18 protein-coding genes and 1 tRNA gene are annotated in these 17,470 nt (G+C 71.6%); 14 read left to right on the top strand and 5 right to left on the bottom strand.

The window, feature by feature from the left end:
* Window positions 1–121: 121 nt before the first annotated feature.
* On the bottom strand, window positions 122–757 hold the full coding sequence (upp, locus tag ACTWQE_RS08510) for a uracil phosphoribosyltransferase (protein WP_443328212.1): 636 nt from the start codon (window positions 755–757) through the stop codon (window positions 122–124).
* Window positions 758–936: 179 nt separating this feature from the next.
* Between upp and ACTWQE_RS08505 the strand changes: the two genes are divergently transcribed.
* The 9 genes from ACTWQE_RS08505 to ACTWQE_RS08465 all read left to right on the top strand — a co-directional run bounded on the left by ACTWQE_RS08505 (window position 937) and on the right by ACTWQE_RS08465 (window position 6,119).
* The gene (locus ACTWQE_RS08505; protein WP_443328211.1) at window positions 937–1,122 is read left to right on the top strand and encodes a hypothetical protein; all 186 of its coding nucleotides are present in this window, start codon (window positions 937–939) and stop codon (window positions 1,120–1,122) included.
* Window positions 1,123–1,296: 174 nt separating this feature from the next.
* Window positions 1,297–1,821 carry a tRNA adenosine deaminase-associated protein gene (locus ACTWQE_RS08500; protein WP_443328215.1) on the top strand — a complete coding sequence of 175 codons (525 nt, stop codon included), beginning with the start codon at window positions 1,297–1,299 and terminating at the stop codon, window positions 1,819–1,821.
* Between the two features lie 34 nt (window positions 1,822–1,855).
* Window positions 1,856–2,374, top strand: coding sequence for a tRNA adenosine(34) deaminase TadA (gene tadA, locus ACTWQE_RS08495; protein ID WP_443328210.1), 519 nt, complete (start codon window positions 1,856–1,858; stop codon window positions 2,372–2,374).
* A gap of 10 nt (window positions 2,375–2,384) precedes the next feature.
* A tRNA-Ser gene (locus ACTWQE_RS08490) sits at window positions 2,385–2,471 on the top strand.
* A gap of 501 nt (window positions 2,472–2,972) precedes the next feature.
* Window positions 2,973–3,137 (top strand): hypothetical protein, encoded by a 165-nt coding sequence (locus ACTWQE_RS08485; protein WP_443328209.1) that lies wholly within the window; start codon window positions 2,973–2,975, stop codon window positions 3,135–3,137.
* A 30-nt stretch (window positions 3,138–3,167) separates the two neighbouring features.
* Entirely contained in the window at window positions 3,168–3,461 is a 294-nt protein-coding gene (locus ACTWQE_RS08480) for a Dabb family protein (protein WP_443328208.1), read from the top strand.
* A 187-nt stretch (window positions 3,462–3,648) separates the two neighbouring features.
* Window positions 3,649–4,485 (top strand): RNA polymerase sigma factor SigF, encoded by an 837-nt coding sequence (locus tag ACTWQE_RS08475; protein WP_443328207.1) that lies wholly within the window; start codon window positions 3,649–3,651, stop codon window positions 4,483–4,485.
* Between the two features lie 181 nt (window positions 4,486–4,666).
* Window positions 4,667–5,497: an RNA polymerase sigma factor SigF gene (locus ACTWQE_RS08470; protein ID WP_443328206.1), complete on the top strand. Its 831-nt coding sequence runs from the start codon at window positions 4,667–4,669 to the stop codon at window positions 5,495–5,497.
* A 229-nt stretch (window positions 5,498–5,726) separates the two neighbouring features.
* Window positions 5,727–6,119, top strand: coding sequence for a hypothetical protein (locus ACTWQE_RS08465; protein WP_443328205.1), 393 nt, complete (start codon window positions 5,727–5,729; stop codon window positions 6,117–6,119).
* Between the two features lie 98 nt (window positions 6,120–6,217).
* On the opposite strand, the gene ACTWQE_RS08460 is transcribed toward ACTWQE_RS08465, so the two are convergent.
* Window positions 6,218–6,418: a hypothetical protein gene (locus ACTWQE_RS08460; RefSeq protein ID WP_443328204.1), complete on the bottom strand. Its 201-nt coding sequence runs from the start codon at window positions 6,416–6,418 to the stop codon at window positions 6,218–6,220.
* Window positions 6,419–6,635: 217 nt separating this feature from the next.
* Here ACTWQE_RS08460 and ACTWQE_RS08455 point away from each other — a divergent pair, with 217 nt between their 5' ends.
* From ACTWQE_RS08455 to ACTWQE_RS08440, 4 genes are all read left to right on the top strand, one after another.
* Entirely contained in the window at window positions 6,636–7,109 is a 474-nt protein-coding gene (locus ACTWQE_RS08455; protein ID WP_443328203.1) for a MarR family winged helix-turn-helix transcriptional regulator, read from the top strand.
* A 14-nt stretch (window positions 7,110–7,123) separates the two neighbouring features.
* Entirely contained in the window at window positions 7,124–9,664 is a 2,541-nt protein-coding gene (locus ACTWQE_RS08450; RefSeq protein WP_443328202.1) for an MFS transporter, read from the top strand.
* A gap of 150 nt (window positions 9,665–9,814) precedes the next feature.
* Window positions 9,815–10,660: a YceI family protein gene (locus ACTWQE_RS08445; protein ID WP_443328201.1), complete on the top strand. Its 846-nt coding sequence runs from the start codon at window positions 9,815–9,817 to the stop codon at window positions 10,658–10,660.
* A gap of 20 nt (window positions 10,661–10,680) precedes the next feature.
* Window positions 10,681–11,151 carry a PPOX class F420-dependent oxidoreductase gene (locus ACTWQE_RS08440; RefSeq protein WP_443328200.1) on the top strand — a complete coding sequence of 157 codons (471 nt, stop codon included), beginning with the start codon at window positions 10,681–10,683 and terminating at the stop codon, window positions 11,149–11,151.
* 220 nt (window positions 11,152–11,371) lie between these two features.
* On the opposite strand, the gene ACTWQE_RS08435 is transcribed toward ACTWQE_RS08440, so the two are convergent.
* A complete protein-coding gene (locus ACTWQE_RS08435; protein ID WP_443328199.1) occupies window positions 11,372–12,190 on the bottom strand; it encodes a TetR/AcrR family transcriptional regulator in 819 nt (272 codons plus the stop codon).
* Window positions 12,191–12,698: 508 nt separating this feature from the next.
* Between ACTWQE_RS08435 and ACTWQE_RS08430 the strand changes: the two genes are divergently transcribed.
* Entirely contained in the window at window positions 12,699–13,583 is an 885-nt protein-coding gene (locus tag ACTWQE_RS08430) for an endonuclease/exonuclease/phosphatase family protein (protein WP_443328198.1), read from the top strand.
* Window positions 13,584–13,605: 22 nt separating this feature from the next.
* On the opposite strand, the gene ACTWQE_RS08425 is transcribed toward ACTWQE_RS08430, so the two are convergent.
* Together ACTWQE_RS08425 and ACTWQE_RS08420 are read right to left on the bottom strand one after the other, a co-directional pair.
* On the bottom strand, window positions 13,606–15,936 hold the full coding sequence (locus tag ACTWQE_RS08425) for an ArnT family glycosyltransferase (RefSeq protein WP_443328197.1): 2,331 nt from the start codon (window positions 15,934–15,936) through the stop codon (window positions 13,606–13,608).
* On the bottom strand, window positions 15,933–17,456 hold the full coding sequence (locus tag ACTWQE_RS08420) for a glycosyltransferase (RefSeq protein ID WP_443328196.1): 1,524 nt from the start codon (window positions 17,454–17,456) through the stop codon (window positions 15,933–15,935). Before ACTWQE_RS08420 ends, ACTWQE_RS08425 begins: the two co-directional genes overlap by 4 nt.
* Between the last annotated feature and the right edge of the window lie 14 nt (window positions 17,457–17,470).

Genomic DNA, 17,470 nt, shown 5'->3' with positions numbered 1-17,470 from the left:
TGGTGCGTGCGATCGCAAGGCGGAGGGTCGTCCTCGTACTGGGCGTACTCGGACGAGCCCGACAACGCAGCGAGCGTGCGTGCCAGGCGTCGCGGGCCAGGCGGGACTTTCGAAACACGCCCTAGCCCGCCGTGCCGTACATACGGTCGCCCGCGTCGCCGAGGCCCGGGACGATGTACCCCTGGTCGTTGAGACGCTCGTCGATCGCGGCCGTGACCACCGTGACCGGCGTCCCCTGGAGCTCGCGCTCCATCAGCTCCACGCCCTCCGGCGCGGTCAGCAGGCAGATCGCGGTCACGTCGTCCGCGCCCCGCGAGATCAGCTCCTGGATGGCCGCGACGAGTGTGCCGCCGGTCGCCAGCATCGGGTCCAGCACATAGACCTGGCGGCCCGAGAGGTCCTCGGGCATACGGGTGGCGTAGGTGGACGCCTGGAGGGTCTCCTCGTCGCGGATCATGCCGAGGAAGCCGACCTCCGCGGTCGGCAGCAGCCGGACCATGCCCTCGAGCATGCCGAGCCCCGCCCGGAGGATCGGCACCACCAGCGGGCGCGGGTGCGACAGGCGCACGCCGGTCGTCGCCGTGACCGGGGTCTCGATGTCGACCTGCTCGGTGCGCACATCGCGCGTCGCCTCGTAGGCGAGCAGGGTGACCAGCTCGTCGGCGAGCCGCCGGAAGGTGGGGGAGTCGGTGCGCCGGTCGCGCAGTGTGGTGAGTTTGTGCGCCACCAGCGGGTGGTCGACGACATGGATCCGCATCCGTCGACAGTAGCCGAGCGCTGCCGGGCCCCGTGCCGGCCCGGCCCTCGGCCGTCTGCCACTCCGGTGGCGTCGAACCACATGTTGGGGGGAAGGTGGGCAAATACGCCCCCGCCTTCGGGGCGGGGCCCCAGCACTGTCCCAGCGGACAGTGGAACCAGCCCGGGGAGGTGTGGCCCATGCCGGACCGGAACCAGCCCAGTGGCGCGCCCGCACAGGAGAGCGACGCGGACCGGCGTCGGCGACGCGCCCAATTCCTTCGTGAACTGAACGAGGCCAAGGAACTGCGTGAGCGGGTCCAGCCGCGGCGGGCCCGAGCGGCCCGGATGCGCCAGCAGATGCGGATGCGCACCTTCCGCTGGTAGGGGCCGGCGGTGGGCCGAAATGCGGTCCGATTGCAGGACTGGTGCACGACGCACAGCGGAAGACCTCTCGCGACGGCCTTCTTTCTGCCACGATTCCGAGTGGGCGGGCCCAGAGGAGAAAAGCGCTGTTCCCGTCGGACCCGGCACACGCCTATGACCAGTGGGAGAGTCACGGTGTACTTCGCCGCACTGCTCGCGCGCACCGAAGACGGGTGGGAAGCGAGCGACACAGAGCTCGACGATGTGGAGACTTTGGCAGATCTGGCGGATCTGGCCCGTGAGGCATCGGTCGACGACGACACGGTGCTGGCCTTTATCGAGCAGGAGGACGCGTGGTTCGGTGTCGTCCGGGTGGACGGCGAGGAGGACCCGCGCATCTACATCTCGGACGCGGCCGCCGCGGCGCGAAGCTCGTACGGCGAGATCCTGCTCACCGACGAGTTGCTCGGCCGCGATCCCGAGGACGACCTGGACAGGCTGGTCGACCTCGACGGTACGGAGGACGGCGAGCCCGATGACGAGGACGACGAGGACCGGGCGGCCGCCGACGACGCCGTACCGCCCGGCCCCATCGGCGACTCCCTGGTCCTGGACGACCTGGGGATGTCCGAGAAGCAGCTGATGTCCCTGGACGGTGACGCCCTGGGCGCCATCGCCGAGGCACTGGGCTGCGACGAGGTGCTGGAGGCGGTCCGCTGACCGCTGCCCGCCTGCGCTGACCGACACTGTCCCCATGAGCACCTCTCCCCCTGGACGGCCCGATCCCCTGCGCGACCCGTGGCGTACGCCGATGCGCCTGGCGCTGGAGGAAGCCGTACGGGCTCCGGAGACCGGGGACGTGCCGGTCGGCGCCGTCGTGCTGGGCCCGGACGGCACGGTGCTCGGGCGCGGGCACAACGAGCGGGAGGCCACCGGCGACCCCACGGCGCACGCGGAGGTCCTCGCACTCCGGGAGGCCGCCCGTGCCGTCGGGGAGTGGCGGCTGACCGGCTGCACTCTCGTGGTCACGCTGGAGCCCTGCACGATGTGCGCGGGGGCGGTCGTCCTGTCACGGGCCGAGCGGGTGGTCTATGGGGCGGTCGACGAGAAGGCGGGCGCAGTCGGCTCGCTCTGGGACGTCGTACGGGACCGTCGGCTGAACCACCGGCCCGAAGTGGTCCCCCGGGTGCTCGCCGAGGAGTGCTCGGCTCTGCTCACCCGCTTCTTCCGGCGGACCGATACTGATTTCGGAGCACAGCCACCCGTCCGCTAAGCTCTCTCTCGGTAGCGTGTCCGAGCGGCCTAAGGAGCACGCCTCGAAAGCGTGTGAGGGTGCAAGCCCTCCGTGGGTTCAAATCCCACCGCTACCGCTGTGAAATGCGAAGGGCCCGGCTCATGCGAGCCGGGCCCTTCGTGGTCGTCGGCCGCGGGCCTCCCCTTTCGCCCTGACGTAAGCCCCGCCGGTCCTCCGGCGGGGCCTTCGCCTTACGGAGGGCCGGGGGAAGCGGCCCCGGGGGGAACGAGCCGCTTCCCCCGATGGGGACGGGACCGTCACGTCCGTGCCGCAGCCGGGGGGCTCACGCGGCGCGGACCCCGCAGAGAGGTCCTGTCCGTCGCCCCACGGATTCTGCCGGTTCCGCGGAGCTCGTCCCATACTGTCCGGCCGCGCCGTCCGGGGGGCCGGGCGAAGGACCCCTCTTACCGGGCCCTTGGTCACAGAAGGCCGTTTCAGTGAGCGGAGGAGCGCGGAACGCTGCCGCCCCGGAGCGATGGCCGACCGGCTCCGCTGTTCGGCCGTATGTGTGGATAGACTCACGCGACCGCGCAGGGGACGGGCGGTCGGCACACGACGGCGAGGGAGGCGGCACGGCATGGCGGAAACGAAGAAGATCGCGCTCTACATGGTCATCGTCTTCGCGCTGTACACGATCATCACCTCGCCCGCCCGTGCGGCCGACCTCGTCCAGATAGGCTTCGAGGGCATCTCCAGCGCCGCGCAGGGCGTCGGTAAGTTCATGACCCAACTGGTCAACTGATCGGCCGCGCACGTCCCCCAGGAGTCCCCCATGATCCGCCACCTGGTTCTCTTCAAACTCAACGACGGCGTGGAGCGCGATGACGAGCGTGTCGTCGCCGGCGTCGAGGCGTTCGAGGAGCTCGGCACCCTGATCCCGGAGCTGGAGTTCTGGGAGTGCGCCTGGAACATCTCGGACCGGCCGATCGCCTACGACTTCGCCATCAACTCCGCGGTCGCCGACCAGGGCGCCCTCAGTCGCTATCTGGAGCACCCGGCGCACCAGGCCGGGGTGGCGCAGTGGCGGGAATTCGCGACCTGGGTGATCGCCGACTACGAGGTCTGATCCGTACGGGTCCGAGGCCCCCCGCCGCATGGGCGAGGGGCCTTGTTTCATGCTCAGCTCGTCTCAGTTTTGCCCCAACTTGCCACCAACACGGCTCTATACGGTGCTTGCACACAGTGCACATGTCTTGTGATGCTATGACCGCTTTTGCCGGATGAGTGGAGACCTGAAAACGAGAAGGGGTGGCATGACCGCGTCGGCCCGTACTGCGTCCGAAGCGACGCCGCCCCAGGAGGAGGGCACCGGAAAGAGCCGTGAGAGCAGAGGCGCGGACACCAGGGCGCTGACCCAGGTGCTGTTCAAGGAGTTGTCGGGTCTCGAACCGGGCACGCCCGAGCACGCGCGCGTGCGCGCGGCGCTCATCGAGGCGAACCTGCCGCTGGTGCGTTACGCCGCCGCCCGTTTCCGCAGCCGGAACGAGCCGATGGAGGACGTGGTCCAGGTCGGCACCATCGGGCTGATCAACGCGATCGACCGGTTCGACCCGGAGCGCGGTGTGCAGTTCCCCACGTTCGCGATGCCGACCGTCGTCGGGGAGATCAAACGCTACTTCAGGGACAACGTACGGACGGTGCACGTGCCACGCCGGCTCCATGAGCTCTGGGTCCAGGTGAACGGCGCCACCGAGGACCTGACGGTCCAGCACGGCCGGTCCCCCACCACCGCGGAGATCGCGGAACGGCTGAAGATCGCCGAGGAGGACGTGCTGGCGTGCATCGAGGCCGGCCGGTCCTACCACGCGACCTCGCTCGAGGCGGCGCAGGAGGGGGACGGGCTGCCCGGACTGCTCGACCGGCTCGGCTACGAGGACCCGGCCCTGGCGGGGGTGGAGCACCGCGACCTCGTACGCCACCTCCTCGTACAGCTGCCCGAACGTGAGCAGCGGATCCTGCTGCTCCGCTACTACAGCAATCTGACGCAGTCCCAGATCAGCGCCGAGCTGGGCGTTTCGCAGATGCATGTGTCCCGGCTGCTGTCGCGCAGCTTCGCCCGTCTGAGGTCCGCAAATCGGATCGATTCGTAACCGGAACGAGGGACCCTTTCCAGCACAGATATGTCGACTTGGCGCTACAGCGTGTTGCCGACATGTGACATTCTGCTGGAACTGCGTTTGCCGCAGCTCCGCCTCCGGTATTCAGGTGGAGGCGTCACTCGATGAACGAGCGCGCGCCGATGGGACCCGTCCGCGACCTCAAGGGGGTGGCATGTCCGTAGAACTGGGCAGCTCGAAGGTGCTCACCACTGACGCACCGCACGTGCTCGACGACTGCGACGCCATCGACACCCGCACCCTCTCCCGCTCCCTGTTCCTGCGGCTCGCCGCCCTCGACCGGGAGAGCCCCGAGCGCACCTACGTACGCGACACCCTCATCGAACTCAACCTCCCTCTGGTGCGTTACGCCGCGGCCCGCTTCCGCAGCCGCAACGAACCGATGGAGGACATCGTCCAGGTCGGCACGATCGGCCTGATCAAGGCGATCGACCGGTTCGACTGTGAACGGGGCGTGGAGTTCCCGACGTTCGCGATGCCGACCGTCGTCGGCGAGATCAAGCGCTTCTTCCGCGACACGAGTTGGTCGGTGCGGGTGCCGCGCCGGCTCCAGGAGCTGCGCCTCGCCCTGACCAAGGCCAGCGACGACCTCGCGCAGCAGCTCGACCGGTCGCCGACCGTCACCGAACTCGCCACCTGCCTCGGGGTGTCGGAGGAGGACGTGGTCGACGGACTCGCGGTGGGCAACGCCTACACCGCGAGCTCTCTGGACTCCCCCTCGCCGGAGGACGACGGCGGCGAGGGATCGCTCGCCGACCGGCTGGGCTATGAGGACTCGGCCCTGGAAGGGGTGGAGTACCGCGAGTCGCTCAAGCCGCTGCTGGCCAAACTCCCGCCCCGCGAACGGCAGATCATCATGCTGCGGTTCTTCGCGAACATGACGCAGTCCCAGATCGGTGAGGAGGTCGGCATCTCCCAGATGCATGTGTCGCGCCTGCTCACCCGTACGCTCGCCCAGCTACGGGAGGGCCTCATCGCCGACTGAGGCAGCGCCTACCGCTTCACAGCTGACGCATCGTCAGCGGCGACTGTCTCCCAGTCGCCGCATCGTGGGGCATCTCCCCCGGCCGAAGGCTGGAGGAGTGCCTCACGATGCGACGGACGCGAGGCCCGCCGCTTCACGGCCGCCGGGGCATCGTGACCGCCTCGGCGGCCGTGCTGTGTCCGGGAGCGCTGATGGCCGGATGCGGCAGCGGCGGCGGTGACGACGGCCTGTGGCGCTGGGTGCGGCCGGACCGGGCTCCGAGGAGGCATCGGCGCAGGCCGTCCCGCCCGGCGCCCACCTCACCGAAGCCCCAGCGCCCGGCCCCACTCGCCGTCGGCGCCCCGAGCGCTCGGCCACCGACCGGCGCTGGCGCGAGAAGGTGACGCTCGACCTGCACAAGACCGGCGACAAGCCGGTCACCTCCGGGGCGGTCACCTCCGGAACGCACATCATCGGCGCGCTCGGCATCGACTGGGCGACGATCGAGTCGAGCCAGGGCCTGCCCGTGCCCATCCCCGGCGGGCAGCGCCGAAGGAACAGTGGGACCGTGTGTGCGGACGCCTGGCGCGTCCCGTTGGGCATGCACCTCGAGACGCGGCAGGTGGACGCCGACCGGAGGTGACCTCCAGGGATCCACCGAAGCGGCGCATCGAGCCGGGCAGCCCGGGCCGTAAGGGTGATGCGCGAAGCTCGGAACCGGGGACCGGTCCGGGCAGCGCGTCAGCCCAGGGCGAGCCAGGCCACGGCGGCGACGATCGCGATCACGGCGACCACTGCAACGATCAGTCCGACCCGCGGGCCGGACGACGCGGCGGGGGCGGCCCGGCGCTGGGGCTCACCCTCGTCGACGAAGGCACGGAACATCTGCGTGTTGCCGGCCGGGTCGTGGTTGCCCTGCGGGATGTGGGGGTTGTTCGTCATGGGCCAGGACCCTAGCGAACCCGCGGGTCCTCCCCAACCCCTGGGCGCGGGCGCGACCGTGTCTCGGGCCGCCTCCGTGACCGCGGGACACCTTTGCCCCGCCCGCGGAGCGAGCCTTTTCGGATCGTTCACCCGGTCGGCCCCTCCCGGTATTCATTTGCCTTCAGCAACCAATTGCTTCTATGGTTGCCCTAAGCAACTTGATAGGGGAGTGCCCATGGCAGCGCAGAGTCAGTACGAGGAACTGGCCCGCCAGCTCAGCGCCATCGGCGCCGTCAAGCGGGACCTGGCCCGCAGCCTGCCGTATGAGTGCCCGGCCGGATCGGCGGCCGTACTGCACCTGCTGCACCGCCACGGCGAGATGCGGATGAGCAGGCTCGCCGAACTGCTCGCGATCGACATGTCCGTGACCAGCCGGCACGTCGCACACGTCGCCGAGCACGGCTGGATCGACCGGCAGCCCGACCCCCTGGACAAACGGTCCCGGCTGCTGCGTCTGAACCCCCGCGGCGAAAGGCTTCTCGGCCTGATCTCCGACCGTTACGTGCAGACGCTCGCCGGGGCGCTGCGGGACTGGTCCGACGACGAGGTGGGGCAGCTGAACGGCCTGCTGGCCCGGCTGCGTGAGAGCTTCGGCGACTGCCGGTCGCGAGGTCACCAGCCCGACCCCACCGTCCGTACACCCGCGTGAAGAAGAGGAACAGCATGGCAACGACCACACCGTCCGGTGTACGGGGGCACGCGGGCACCGGCGCACACGCCGGGCACGCCGCGCCCATGACCCACCGGCAGATCCTGGAGGCGTTGTCCGGGCTGCTGCTCGGCATGTTCGTCGCGATCCTGTCGTCGACGATCGTCGCCAACGCGCTGCCGGAGATCATCAAGGACCTCGACGGCGGCCAGAGCGCCTATACCTGGGTCGTCACCGCGTCACTGCTGGCGACCACCGCGTCCACCCCCCTGTGGGGCAAGCTCGCCGACCTCACCAGCAAGAAGACACTGGTCCAGATATCGCTGGTGGTCTATGTCATCGGCTCGGTCGTCGCCGGCCTGTCGGAGAACACCCCGATGCTGATCGCCTGCCGCGTCGTGCAGGGCATCGGCGTCGGCGGCCTGACGGCACTCGCCCAGATCATCATGGCCGCCATGATCTCCCCGCGGGAGCGCGGCCGTTACAGCGGCTACCTGGGCGCGACCTTCGCCGTCGCGACCGTCGGCGGACCGCTCATCGGCGGTGTCATCACGGACACCGACTGGCTGGGCTGGCGCTGGTGCTTCTACGTCGGCGTGCCCTTCGCAGTCATCGCGCTGATCGTCCTGCAGAAGACCCTCAAACTGCCCGTCGTGAAGCGGGAGGTCAAGGTCGACTGGGCCGGAGCCTTCTTCATCACCGCGGCCGTCTCCCTGCTGCTGGTCTGGGTGACCCTGGCCGGCGATCAGTACGACTGGAACTCCTGGCAGACCTACGCCATGGTCGGCGGCTCGGTCACGCTCGGCCTCGTCTTCGTCGTCGTCGAGTCGAAGGCGAGCGAGCCGATCATGCCGCTGCGCCTCTTCCGCAACAAGACGATCACGCTGGCCTCGTTCGCCAGCCTGTTCGTGGGTGTCGCGATGTTCGGCGCCACCGTCTTCCTCAGCCAGTACTTCCAACTGGCCCGGGGCGAGTCGCCCACCATGTCCGGCGTCATGACGATCCCGATGATCGGCGGCCTGTTCGTCTCGTCCACGCTCTCCGGGCAGGTCATCACCAAGACCGGCCGCTGGAAGGCCTGGCTGGTCACGGGCGGTCTGCTGGTGACGGCGGGCCTCGGGCTGCTGGGGACCCTGCGGTACGACACCGAGTACTGGCACATGGCGGTCTTCATGGCCGTGCTCGGCCTGGGCATCGGCATGATGATGCAGAACCTGGTCCTGGCGACCCAGAACCAGGTGGAACCCAAGGACCTCGGCGCGGCGAGCTCCGTCGTCACCTTCTTCCGGACCCTCGGTGGCGCGGTCGGTGTCTCGGCGCTCGGCGCGGTGCTCAGCAACCGCATCACCCACTACGTCGAGGACGGTCTGCAGGAGCTCGGCCCGAAGGCCGCCCGTGCGGCGGGCGGGAGCGGCGGCACCACGACGCTGCCCGACCTGGACGCGATGCCCACCCCGGTCCGTACGGTCGTGGAGAGCGCGTACGGGCACGGCATGGGGGACGTCTTCCTCTACGCGGCGCCGTTCGCGCTGCTGGCCCTGCTGATGGCGCTCTTCATCAAGGAGGTGCCGCTGAGGACCCGGAGCGGTCTGCAGCAGGCCGCCTCAGGGAGCGTTACCGCCCCGGCGGCCGTCACGGCGGCGCCGGGCCCCGAGCCCGCGCTCGCAAGCGTCGCCGCACCGGCCGCCCCCGGGACCGCCGAGGCGGACCCGGCCGCACCGGCCGTCGCACCCGGCACCGAGCGGCTCACCGCGTCGGCCTCGGCGGACCGCGGTGCGGGAGCGCCCTCCGGCACGGCGGTCCATGGCTTCGTACGGAACGCCGACGGCGACCCCGTGCCCCAGGCCGCGGTCACCCTGATCTCCCTCAACGGGCGGCAGCTGGGCCGGTCCGTGGCGCGCCCCGACGGCTCGTACACCCTGGACGCCCCGAGCTCCGGTTCATACGTCCTCATCGCGTCCGCCGGCGGGCACCAGCCGCAGGCGTCGACGGTCGTCGTCGCCGACGAGCCGCTCGGCCACGACCTGCTGCTGTCGGGCACCAGCGGACTCGCGGGCACCGTGCGCGGCGCCGCGGACGACCAGCCGGTCGCGGAGGCGATGGTCGTCGTCACGGATGTGCGCGGCGAGGTCCTGGCGTCCGGCAGAACCGGCGGCAACGGCGAGTTCGGCTTCGACGAGCTGGTGCCCGGCACCTTCACGGTGGCGGTGAACGCGCCCGGTTTCCGGCCGCAGGCCCTGCCCGTCGAGGTCGGCGGGCGGGGCGTCACCCGGATCACCGTCGAGCTGCGGTCCGGCGCCCTGGTTCAGGGCACCGTACGGGCCGGGGCGGGCCGCAGTCCGCTGCCGGACGCGCGGGTGACGCTGGTCGACGCGGCCGGAAACGTAGTCGCCACCTCCACGACCGGGGAGGACGGCGCGTATGCCTTCACCGACCTGGACACGGGTGACTACACCGTCATCGCGAGCGGTTATCCGCCGGTCGCGCAGCCGCTGCCGGTGACCGGACGCGGTGTCGACGGCTACGACATCCAGCTCGCCCACCCCGGCGAGTAGCAGGCCCCGGCCGTGTGCCGCGTGGAGCGCGGACACGCCCCGGCTGTTCCGGTGCGGGGGCACCACCGGCCGGGCGGTACCCGGGACAAGGGACGGCCCGGCGTACCGCCCGGCCGGGGCCCGACAAGGACGAGGGAAGCAGGAACGGTGATGACCACACCAGGAATCGGCGCCGACGCGGGGCTGCGGGCGCGGATCCGCACCCGTGACGGATGGGCGGTACAGCACGCGGTGCTGACTGTCACGGATATGACAGGCACACAGATACTGCGGGCGACGGCCGACGAGGACGGGACGGTGAGGACCGGCTCGTCCCTCCCGCCCGGCCCTCATACGGTGATCGTCACCGCTGTCGGCTACGCCCCGGCCGCCTCGACGGCGTTCGTCACCGCCTCCGGGCGCGCCGAGGTGGGCACCGTCGTCCTGGCCCGGCGGGGCGGGATCGAGCTGCCGCCGCCGGGTGTGTGGACACTCGACCCGGCCCATTCGACGGTGGCCGCGGCCGCCCAGCACCTCGGAATCTCCAGTGTGCACGGCCGGTTCACGGACTTCGGCGGACGCGTCGAGATCGCCGAGGACCTGGAGAAATCGCGGGTCGAGGCGGTCATCCGGTCGGCGAGCATCGACACCGGCAACAGCATCCGCGACGGGCATCTGACCTCCCCGGACTTCCTCGATGCCGAGCGCTTCCCGGAGATCGGCTACCGGAGTACGGGGCTCAGCCCGGCCGGTCCGGACCGCTGGACCGTGCACGGCGAGCTGTCGCTGCACGGCGTGGAGCGCGACGTGGATCTGGACCTGGTGTACCTGGGCACCGGACCCGACCCGTGGGGCGGGGTACGGGCGGCGTTCCGGGCGACGGCGGAGCTGCGACGCGAGGACTTCGCGATGAACTACAACCAGGTCGTCGCGGTGGGGATCGCGGCGATCGGCACCACGCTGAAGGTGGAGTTGGACATCCAGGCCGTGCAGGGTGATCAGCTGCCGGACGTGTGAGCCGGTCGTAGGCTGCGGACATGGCTCCGAACATCGCGACCAACACGAGGGTCGGCCTCGAACAGCTGCTGGAGTTCGTACGCCCCCGCCACCGGGCGGTCCTGCTCACCACCCGTGCCGACGGACGACCCCAGGGATCCCCGCTGACCTGCGGCGTCGACGACTCCGGACGGTTGGTGGTGTCCACCTACCCGGAGCGGGCCAAGGCACGGAACGCCCGCCGGGACCCACGGGCGACCCTGATCGTCCTGTCGGACGAGTGGAACGGACCGTGGGTGCAGATCGACGGGACGGCGGAGGTCATCGACCCGCCGGAGTCCGTGGAGCCGCTGGTCGAGTACTACCGCACCATCGCGGGAGAGCACCCGGACTGGGACGAGTACCGCGCTGCGATGCTCCGGCAGGGCAAGTCGCTGATCCGCGTCACCCCGGAACGCTGGGGGCCGATCGCCACGGGGGGCTTCCCGGCCCACTTGGCGCCCGAGGACTGAGGACTGGGGCACGGCCGGGTGTCGGGCCGGGCCGGGAGGAGCCGGGCGGGGCGTGGCCGGACGGTGGGCAGGGCCCGCTCGACGACGCGTCAGCCCGGCGCCGTCCACAGCGTCCTCCGCACGGCCGTCTCGCATGCCGGTCCCGTCGCCATGCGCGGGACCTCGCCGGTGCACGCAGCGTTGCCCGGCGGAGCGGGCGATGCGTACGGACGGGCGCCCGTCAGCGGTCCTCGCCGGATGCGGCTTCCGCGCGCGAGCCCGGCTCGCCGTCGCGGAGCGGCTCCCGTCGCGGGCGGTCCCTCATCGCCTCGATGCCCGCGATCGCGCAGCTCAGCGCGAAGTCGAAGTCCCGCGCCCGCATCTCCTCGACGGTGCCGCCGCCCCGCGCCTCCATGATGTCCTTGGATTCCTCGAACTCGGGGCGGTCCCCGACGCACTCCATGACCTGCTGGAAGTAGTCGTCCTGGCTGATGCCCGTCTCCCGGCAGCGGGCCGCGAACTGGCCCTCGATCGTGCCGAAGCCGTAGGCGAACTGGTGGACCAGGGACAGGGCACCGGGCAGTTGCTCGGGCCGCAGTCCGCTGGCCCGCAGCACGCGCTGCGCGGCACTGGAGAAGGCCATCGAGCGCGGGCCCACGTTGAGGTACTCGCCCATCAGCCGGGACACCCACGGATGGCTGACCAGCAACCGCCGGTGCTCCGTGGCCATATGGCGGAGCTGCTCGCGCCAGTCCCCCTCCCCGCCGTCCCCCTCCGGCAGCGACACCTCACCGGTGACCGAGTCGAGCGCCAGCTCCAGCAGGTCGTCCTTGGTGTCGACGTACCAGTAGACCGACATGGCGGTGACGCCCAGCTCCGCGGCGAGCCGGCGCATCGAGAACTTCGCCAGTCCCTCGGAGTCGAGCAGCCGGACCGTCGCCGCGACGATCTTGTCGCGGTCGAGTCCGGCCGGCTGCTCGCTCTTCCGTCTGGGCACCGGGCGAGCCTCCAGCCATACGCTGGTCCGCGCCGGGCCTGATCCGCGGCCGGCAGCTGCCATGGCGCACCCTCCTCAAGGTCGTACTCCGGGCCGTACACACGGTCCGTACGGTCCGGCGGTCCGCGCCTCCGCTCCCGCGAGGCCGACCGTCCGGCCGCGGCCGGACGCGGACGGGGAGATTCCGGCCCTCCGTCCGGCCTCCGATGCTATGCCGCCTTCGCAGGTCGGTCTGCCCTCTCGGCGTGAGCGCCGGCACCGCGGCGGGTCCGCCCAGCGGCACGGCCACCGCACCGACGGGCCGACCGGTCTCCGGCCCGGGCGCGAAGGCGTCGGCGATCCGCGCCCGTGCCCCGGCCGTACGGGCAGCTGCCCGTTCCCCGGCCGTACGGGCAGCGGCGAGCGCCGCGGGCGGTGTCCCCGTCCCTGCAGCCATGGGCACCCGTCACCGCCCGGGGCCGCCACCGCGGTGTCCTGCCTCCTCGGGGCGCTTCCCGTACGGTGTACAAGAAGATTTCGGCGGGCGGTCCGCTACGGTCTTCGGCGCCGAGCCCGACCGAGGAGCCTGGGGATGCCGCTGCGCCGTCGATGCGCTCAACTGCTGCTCGCTGCCGGGATGGTGGCACTGACGCCCGCACCACCCGCCCACACCGTTCCCACGGACGGCGGTGGCGGTGGCGGCCGGTATGTGCCGCTGAGGGCCGCCACGTACAACATCGCGGCGGGCTCTGGCGCCGACCACGTTTTCGATCCGGCCCGTACGGCGGAGGCGCTGCGCGCGCTGCAGGCCGATGTGATCGGGTTGCAGGAGGTCGATGTCCACTGGGGGTCCCGCAGCGAGTGGCGCGACCTGGCCGCCGAACTCGCCGGCTCGCTGGGGATGCGGGTCTCCTTCGCCCCCATGTACAGCCTCGATCCCCTGGCGGAGGGCGGTCCGCGGCGGGAGTTCGGGGTCGCGGTGCTGTCCCGCTTCCCCGTCGTGAGCTTCGAGAACCATGAGATCACCCGGCTCTCGACACAGGTCCCGGACCCGGTGCCGGCACCGGCACCCGGCTTCGCCGAGGTGGTGGTACGGGCGCACGGCGTACGCGTGCACCTCTATGCGACGCATCTGGACTACCGCGCCGACCCGGCCGTACGGCAGGCGCAGGTCGCCGACATGCGGCGGATCATGGCGGAGGACTGCGACCGGCACGGCCGCTGTCCGCGGCAGCTTCTGGTCGGGGACCTCAACGCGACACCGGGGGCGGCCGAGTTGGCGCCGCTGTGGGGGCGGCTGACCGATGCCGTACCGGCCGGTGGCGCCCTGACGTATCCGGCGCGGCAGCCGGTCAGGCAGATCGACTATGTGACGGTGTCGGCCGGCATCCGGGTGCGCCACGCGGCGGTGGCCGGGACTCTCGCCTCGGACCACCGCCCCGTCGTGGCGGATCTGCTGGTGCGCCGGGGACGCTGACGCGGACACCGGCCGGGTCCGGTCAGCCGGCGGGCCGGGTCAGGTCGTACAGGGTGGTGCCGTCCACGGTGACCTCGGTGAAGTTGTCCTCGACCCAGTCGGCGACGGATGCGGAGACACGTCCGGAGCCGTTCCCGCCGGGGCGGGTTTCGCCCGGACCGCCGTTCCCGCCGGGGCCGCGGGCGCCGGGACGGCCCCTTCCGCCGCCGCTCTCGGCGATGAAGTAGTGGATCCTCCCTTGCTCCACGTACTTCTTGAACTGTGCGAGCGTGGGGGACGGGTCACTGCCGTTGAAGCCTCCGAGGGGCATCACCGGCTGCTCGGAGGCGAGTTGGTGACTCGCGGCGTTCTGGGACCCGACGGCGGCCGCGACCCAGGTGTAGTCGCCGGAGTTCTGCCGGAGCGTGGTGGCGACCTCGTCGCTGACGCTCGGGCCGCCCAGCAGACCGCCGAAACCGCCGAAAGCTCCGCCTCCGCCTCCTCCGCGTCCGGGAGCACCCCGTCCGGGCGCACCGCCGGGGAAACCGCCGCCTCGGCCCTGTCCCTGGTTCATCGACGGGGCGCCCTGAGGACGCGTGGGGAGGGCTCCGCCGCCCTGCTGGAGGTTCCCGGGCGCCTGGCCGGGAGGCCGCATTCCGCCTCCCGTGACACCGGGACCCCCGTCCGGCCCGCCGCCGGGGCGGCCCATACCGGCCGCGGCCCTCGGTCCCGCCGTCACGATCGAACCGGTATGGCCGGTGCCGACCGTGCTCAGCGTGTAGGCCACCGGCCCCGCCAGGGACGCCGCGAGACCCAGCCCCGCCATGCCCAGGGCGAGTTCCCGCCGCATACGTCCCGCGAGCATCAGTCCGGCAGCGGCGGCCAGGCCCGCGGCCACCACCGTCCAGCGCAGCCACGGAAGCCAGTCCGCGCTGCGCTCCAGCAGGACGTACGCCCAGACCGCCGTGACCGCGACCGTGCCGCCCAGCACCGCCCGGGCCGCGACACCGCCGCGCCTCTCCCACAGCGCCACGGTTCCCATGCCCACCAGAGCGGCGATGTACGGGGCGAGCGCCACGGTGTAGTACTCGTGGAAGATCCCGGCCATGAAGCTGAAGACGCCCAGTGTCATCAGCAGCGCGCCGCCCCAGGCCAGGAAGGCGGCACGTGCCATGCCCGTACGGCCGGTGCGACGGGTCAGGACCAGGCCCGCGACCAGCAGGATCAGTGCGGCGGGGAGCAGCCAGGAGATCTGGCCGCCGATCGACTCACCGAACATCCGCCCGACGCCCGTCTCCCCCCAGGCACCGCCGCCCCGGCCTCCGCCGGGCCCGCCTCCTCCGCCGACGCTGCCGGTCTCCTCGCCGTTGAGCCGGCCGAGGCCGTTGTAGCCGAAGGTCAGCTCCAGGAAGCTGTTCGTCTGCGAGCCGCCGACGTACGGGCGGGAGGCCGCGGGCCAGAGTTCGACGACAGCGACCCACCAGCCACCGGTGACGACGACCGCCAGCCATGCGAGCGCGAGTTGGCCGAGCCGATTCCGCACGGTCGTGGGCGCGCACACCGCGTACAGCAGGGCCAGCGGCGGCAGGATCACGAACGCCTGGAGCGTCTTGGTGAGAAACGCGACTCCGACCGCGGCGCCAGCCCCGACGAGCCATGGGGTGCTCGCACGTTCCAGGGCGCGGAGCACGCAGTGGACCGTGACGGTCATGAGCAGGGCGAGCAGGGCGTCGGGGTTGTTGAAGCGGAACATCAGTGCGGCGACGGGCGTGAGGGCGAGCACACCGCCCGCGATCAGCCCGGCGGCCGGACCCGACCGCCGTCGTACGGCGGCGTGGAGGACACCGACGGCCGCGACACCCATGAGCGCCTCGGGGACCAGGACGGCCCATGCATTGAGCCCGAAGAGCCGGACGGACAGCGCCATGGGCCAGAGGGCCGCCGGAGGCTTGTCGACGGTGATGGAGTTGGCGGCGTCGGAGGATCCGAAGAAGAAGGCCTTCCAGCTCTCGCTGCCTGCCTGGACCGCGGCCGAATAGAAGGAGTTGGCGTACCCGGAGGCGCTGAGGTTCCAGAGGTACAGCAGCAGTGTGCCGAGGAGGAGCGCGAGAAGCCCGGGGCGTGCCCAGCGGGGGTCCTCGGGTTTACCGCGCCAGGCGGACGCGAGGCGCGTCGTACCACCGCTCCGGGGATGCCGGAGGGACGTGACGTCGCGGGCACCGGCCGGCCCGGGGATCCCGGACGTCCCAGTTGACCCGGCGGTCCCGGGGGTCCCGGACGGGGTGTACGCGGGCGGCGGCGGGATCACTCGGCCCACGCCCGCCGGGCTCCGTCGGTCGCCTGCTCCGGTGTACGGGTCGCCGGGCGCTGTCATCGGGTGCTCCGGGAGTGGTGGGTCGTCGAAGCCTCGTGCGTGTGCGAAGCGTCGTGGGCGTGGTGTGCGGGGTGACGGCGAGGTGTGCGCCGAGTGCGCGACGAAGTGGTCTCACCGTGCGGCGCGTTGTGAGCGGGCAGGTCCGCGGGCCGCGGATGGACGGCGGCCTTCCCCGGCCCGTCGGCCAGGGCAGCGGCGCACGGCCGTTCGTCCTGCGGGGGGTCGTCGGAGATCCGCCCCGCACCGCCGCGATGACTCCGGCCGTCCCGCCGGGCGGCGAAGACCCAGGCGCGCAGGAGCAGGAACCGCAGCACCGTCGCCGCCAGGTTCGCGGCGATCAGCACGGCCAGTTCCGTGCCGTGGGAGGGATCGCCGCCGCCCGCCAGGTGGAGGGCCGCCAGCGAACCACTGGTCAGGGCCAGCCCGATGGCGAACACCAGCAGTCCCTGGGCCTGGTGCCGCACGGCGCGGTCGCGGCCCCGTACGCCGAACGTGAGCCTCCGGTTGGCCGCCGTATTGCCGACGGCCGACAGCAGCAGCGCCCCCGCATTGGCGGTCTGGGGACCCGTACCCAGCCGGAACAGCGAGTAGAGCGCGAGATACACGAGCGTGCTGAGGGCTCCCACGACACAGAAGCCGACGAGTTGGCGGGCCAGCCCCGGGGGCACATCGGCCGGCTCGCGGTCGCGTGGGTCGTCACCGAAGGGGCGCTTCAGCCGGGAGAGGGGCAGCGCCCCCGTGGCCAGCGCGCGCCCCACGCGCCAGACGCCCCTGAGGTCCTCCACCACGGTCCGTGCGATGTCCACCCGGCTGTCCGGGTCGTCGACCCAGTCCACCGGCACCTCATGGATGCGCAGCCCCGCCCGCTCGGCGAGGACCAGCATCTCCGTGTCGAAGAACCACCCCGTGTCCTCGACCATCGGCAGCAGACGCTCCGCGACGTCCTGGCGTATGGCTTTGAAACCGCACTGTGCGTCGCTGAAGCGGGCGGAGAGACCGCCCCGGAGGAGGAGGTTGTACGACCGGGAGAGGAACTCCCGCTGGGGCCCACGGACGACGCGCGCGCTCCGGGCCAGCCGCGAGCCGATCGCCAGGTCGGAGTGGCCGGAGATCAGGGGGGCGACGAGCGGCAGCAGCGCGTTGAGGTCCGTGGAGAGGTCGACGTCCATATAGGCCAGCACCGCTGCCGGGGACATCGACCAGACCGTACGCAGCGCCCGGCCGCGGCCCTTCTCCTCCAGCCGTACGGCCGTGACCTCCCCGATCAGTTCGTCGAGCCGCGCCGCCACCTCCGGCGTGCGGTCGGTGCTCGCGTTGTCCGCGATGGTGATCCGGAAGCCGTAGGGAAAGGTCCGGACGAGGTGGTTGTGGAGGCGGCGGACACAGGGCTCGAGGCCGGCCTGCTCGTTGTGGACCGGGATGACGACGTCCAGCACCGGTGCGCCGTCACCCCTCAGCGACCGGAAGGCCGGAAGGTGACCGCGCTCGGGCAGGGCGCCCGGGGGAGTGTCTGTTCGCATGAGAACGACGGTCG

Origin of the sequence: Streptomyces sp. 8N706 (genome assembly GCF_052245415.1) — a bacterium.
GTDB lineage: Bacteria > Actinomycetota > Actinomycetes > Streptomycetales > Streptomycetaceae > Streptomyces.
Note: the sequence above shows the minus strand (reverse complement) of the source record. Positions and strands in the feature narration are given on the sequence as shown.

Bases quoted from the DNA above. Each gene is read 5' to 3' on its own strand.
- ACTWQE_RS08505 (WP_443328211.1), top strand. From the start codon at position 937: ATGCCGGACCGGAACCAGCCCAGTGGCGCGCCCGCACAGGAGAGCGAC.
- ACTWQE_RS08485 (WP_443328209.1), top strand. From the start codon at position 2,973: ATGGCGGAAACGAAGAAGATCGCGCTCTACATGGTCATCGTCTTCGCG.
- ACTWQE_RS08460 (WP_443328204.1), bottom strand. From the start codon at position 6,418: ATGACGAACAACCCCCACATCCCGCAGGGCAACCACGACCCGGCCGGC.
- ACTWQE_RS08425 (WP_443328197.1), bottom strand. From the start codon at position 15,936: ATGACAGCGCCCGGCGACCCGTACACCGGAGCAGGCGACCGACGGAGC.
- ACTWQE_RS08430 (WP_443328198.1), top strand. From the start codon at position 12,699: ATGCCGCTGCGCCGTCGATGCGCTCAACTGCTGCTCGCTGCCGGGATG.
- ACTWQE_RS08470 (WP_443328206.1), top strand. From the start codon at position 4,667: ATGTCCGTAGAACTGGGCAGCTCGAAGGTGCTCACCACTGACGCACCG.
- ACTWQE_RS08475 (WP_443328207.1), top strand. From the start codon at position 3,649: ATGACCGCGTCGGCCCGTACTGCGTCCGAAGCGACGCCGCCCCAGGAG.
- ACTWQE_RS08450 (WP_443328202.1), top strand. From the start codon at position 7,124: ATGGCAACGACCACACCGTCCGGTGTACGGGGGCACGCGGGCACCGGC.
- upp (WP_443328212.1), bottom strand. From the start codon at position 757: ATGCGGATCCATGTCGTCGACCACCCGCTGGTGGCGCACAAACTCACC.
- ACTWQE_RS08435 (WP_443328199.1), bottom strand. From the start codon at position 12,190: ATGGCAGCTGCCGGCCGCGGATCAGGCCCGGCGCGGACCAGCGTATGG.
- ACTWQE_RS08480 (WP_443328208.1), top strand. From the start codon at position 3,168: ATGATCCGCCACCTGGTTCTCTTCAAACTCAACGACGGCGTGGAGCGC.
- ACTWQE_RS08455 (WP_443328203.1), top strand. From the start codon at position 6,636: ATGGCAGCGCAGAGTCAGTACGAGGAACTGGCCCGCCAGCTCAGCGCC.
- ACTWQE_RS08440 (WP_443328200.1), top strand. From the start codon at position 10,681: ATGGCTCCGAACATCGCGACCAACACGAGGGTCGGCCTCGAACAGCTG.
- tadA (WP_443328210.1), top strand. From the start codon at position 1,856: ATGAGCACCTCTCCCCCTGGACGGCCCGATCCCCTGCGCGACCCGTGG.
- ACTWQE_RS08420 (WP_443328196.1), bottom strand. From the start codon at position 17,456: ATGCGAACAGACACTCCCCCGGGCGCCCTGCCCGAGCGCGGTCACCTT.
- ACTWQE_RS08445 (WP_443328201.1), top strand. From the start codon at position 9,815: ATGACCACACCAGGAATCGGCGCCGACGCGGGGCTGCGGGCGCGGATC.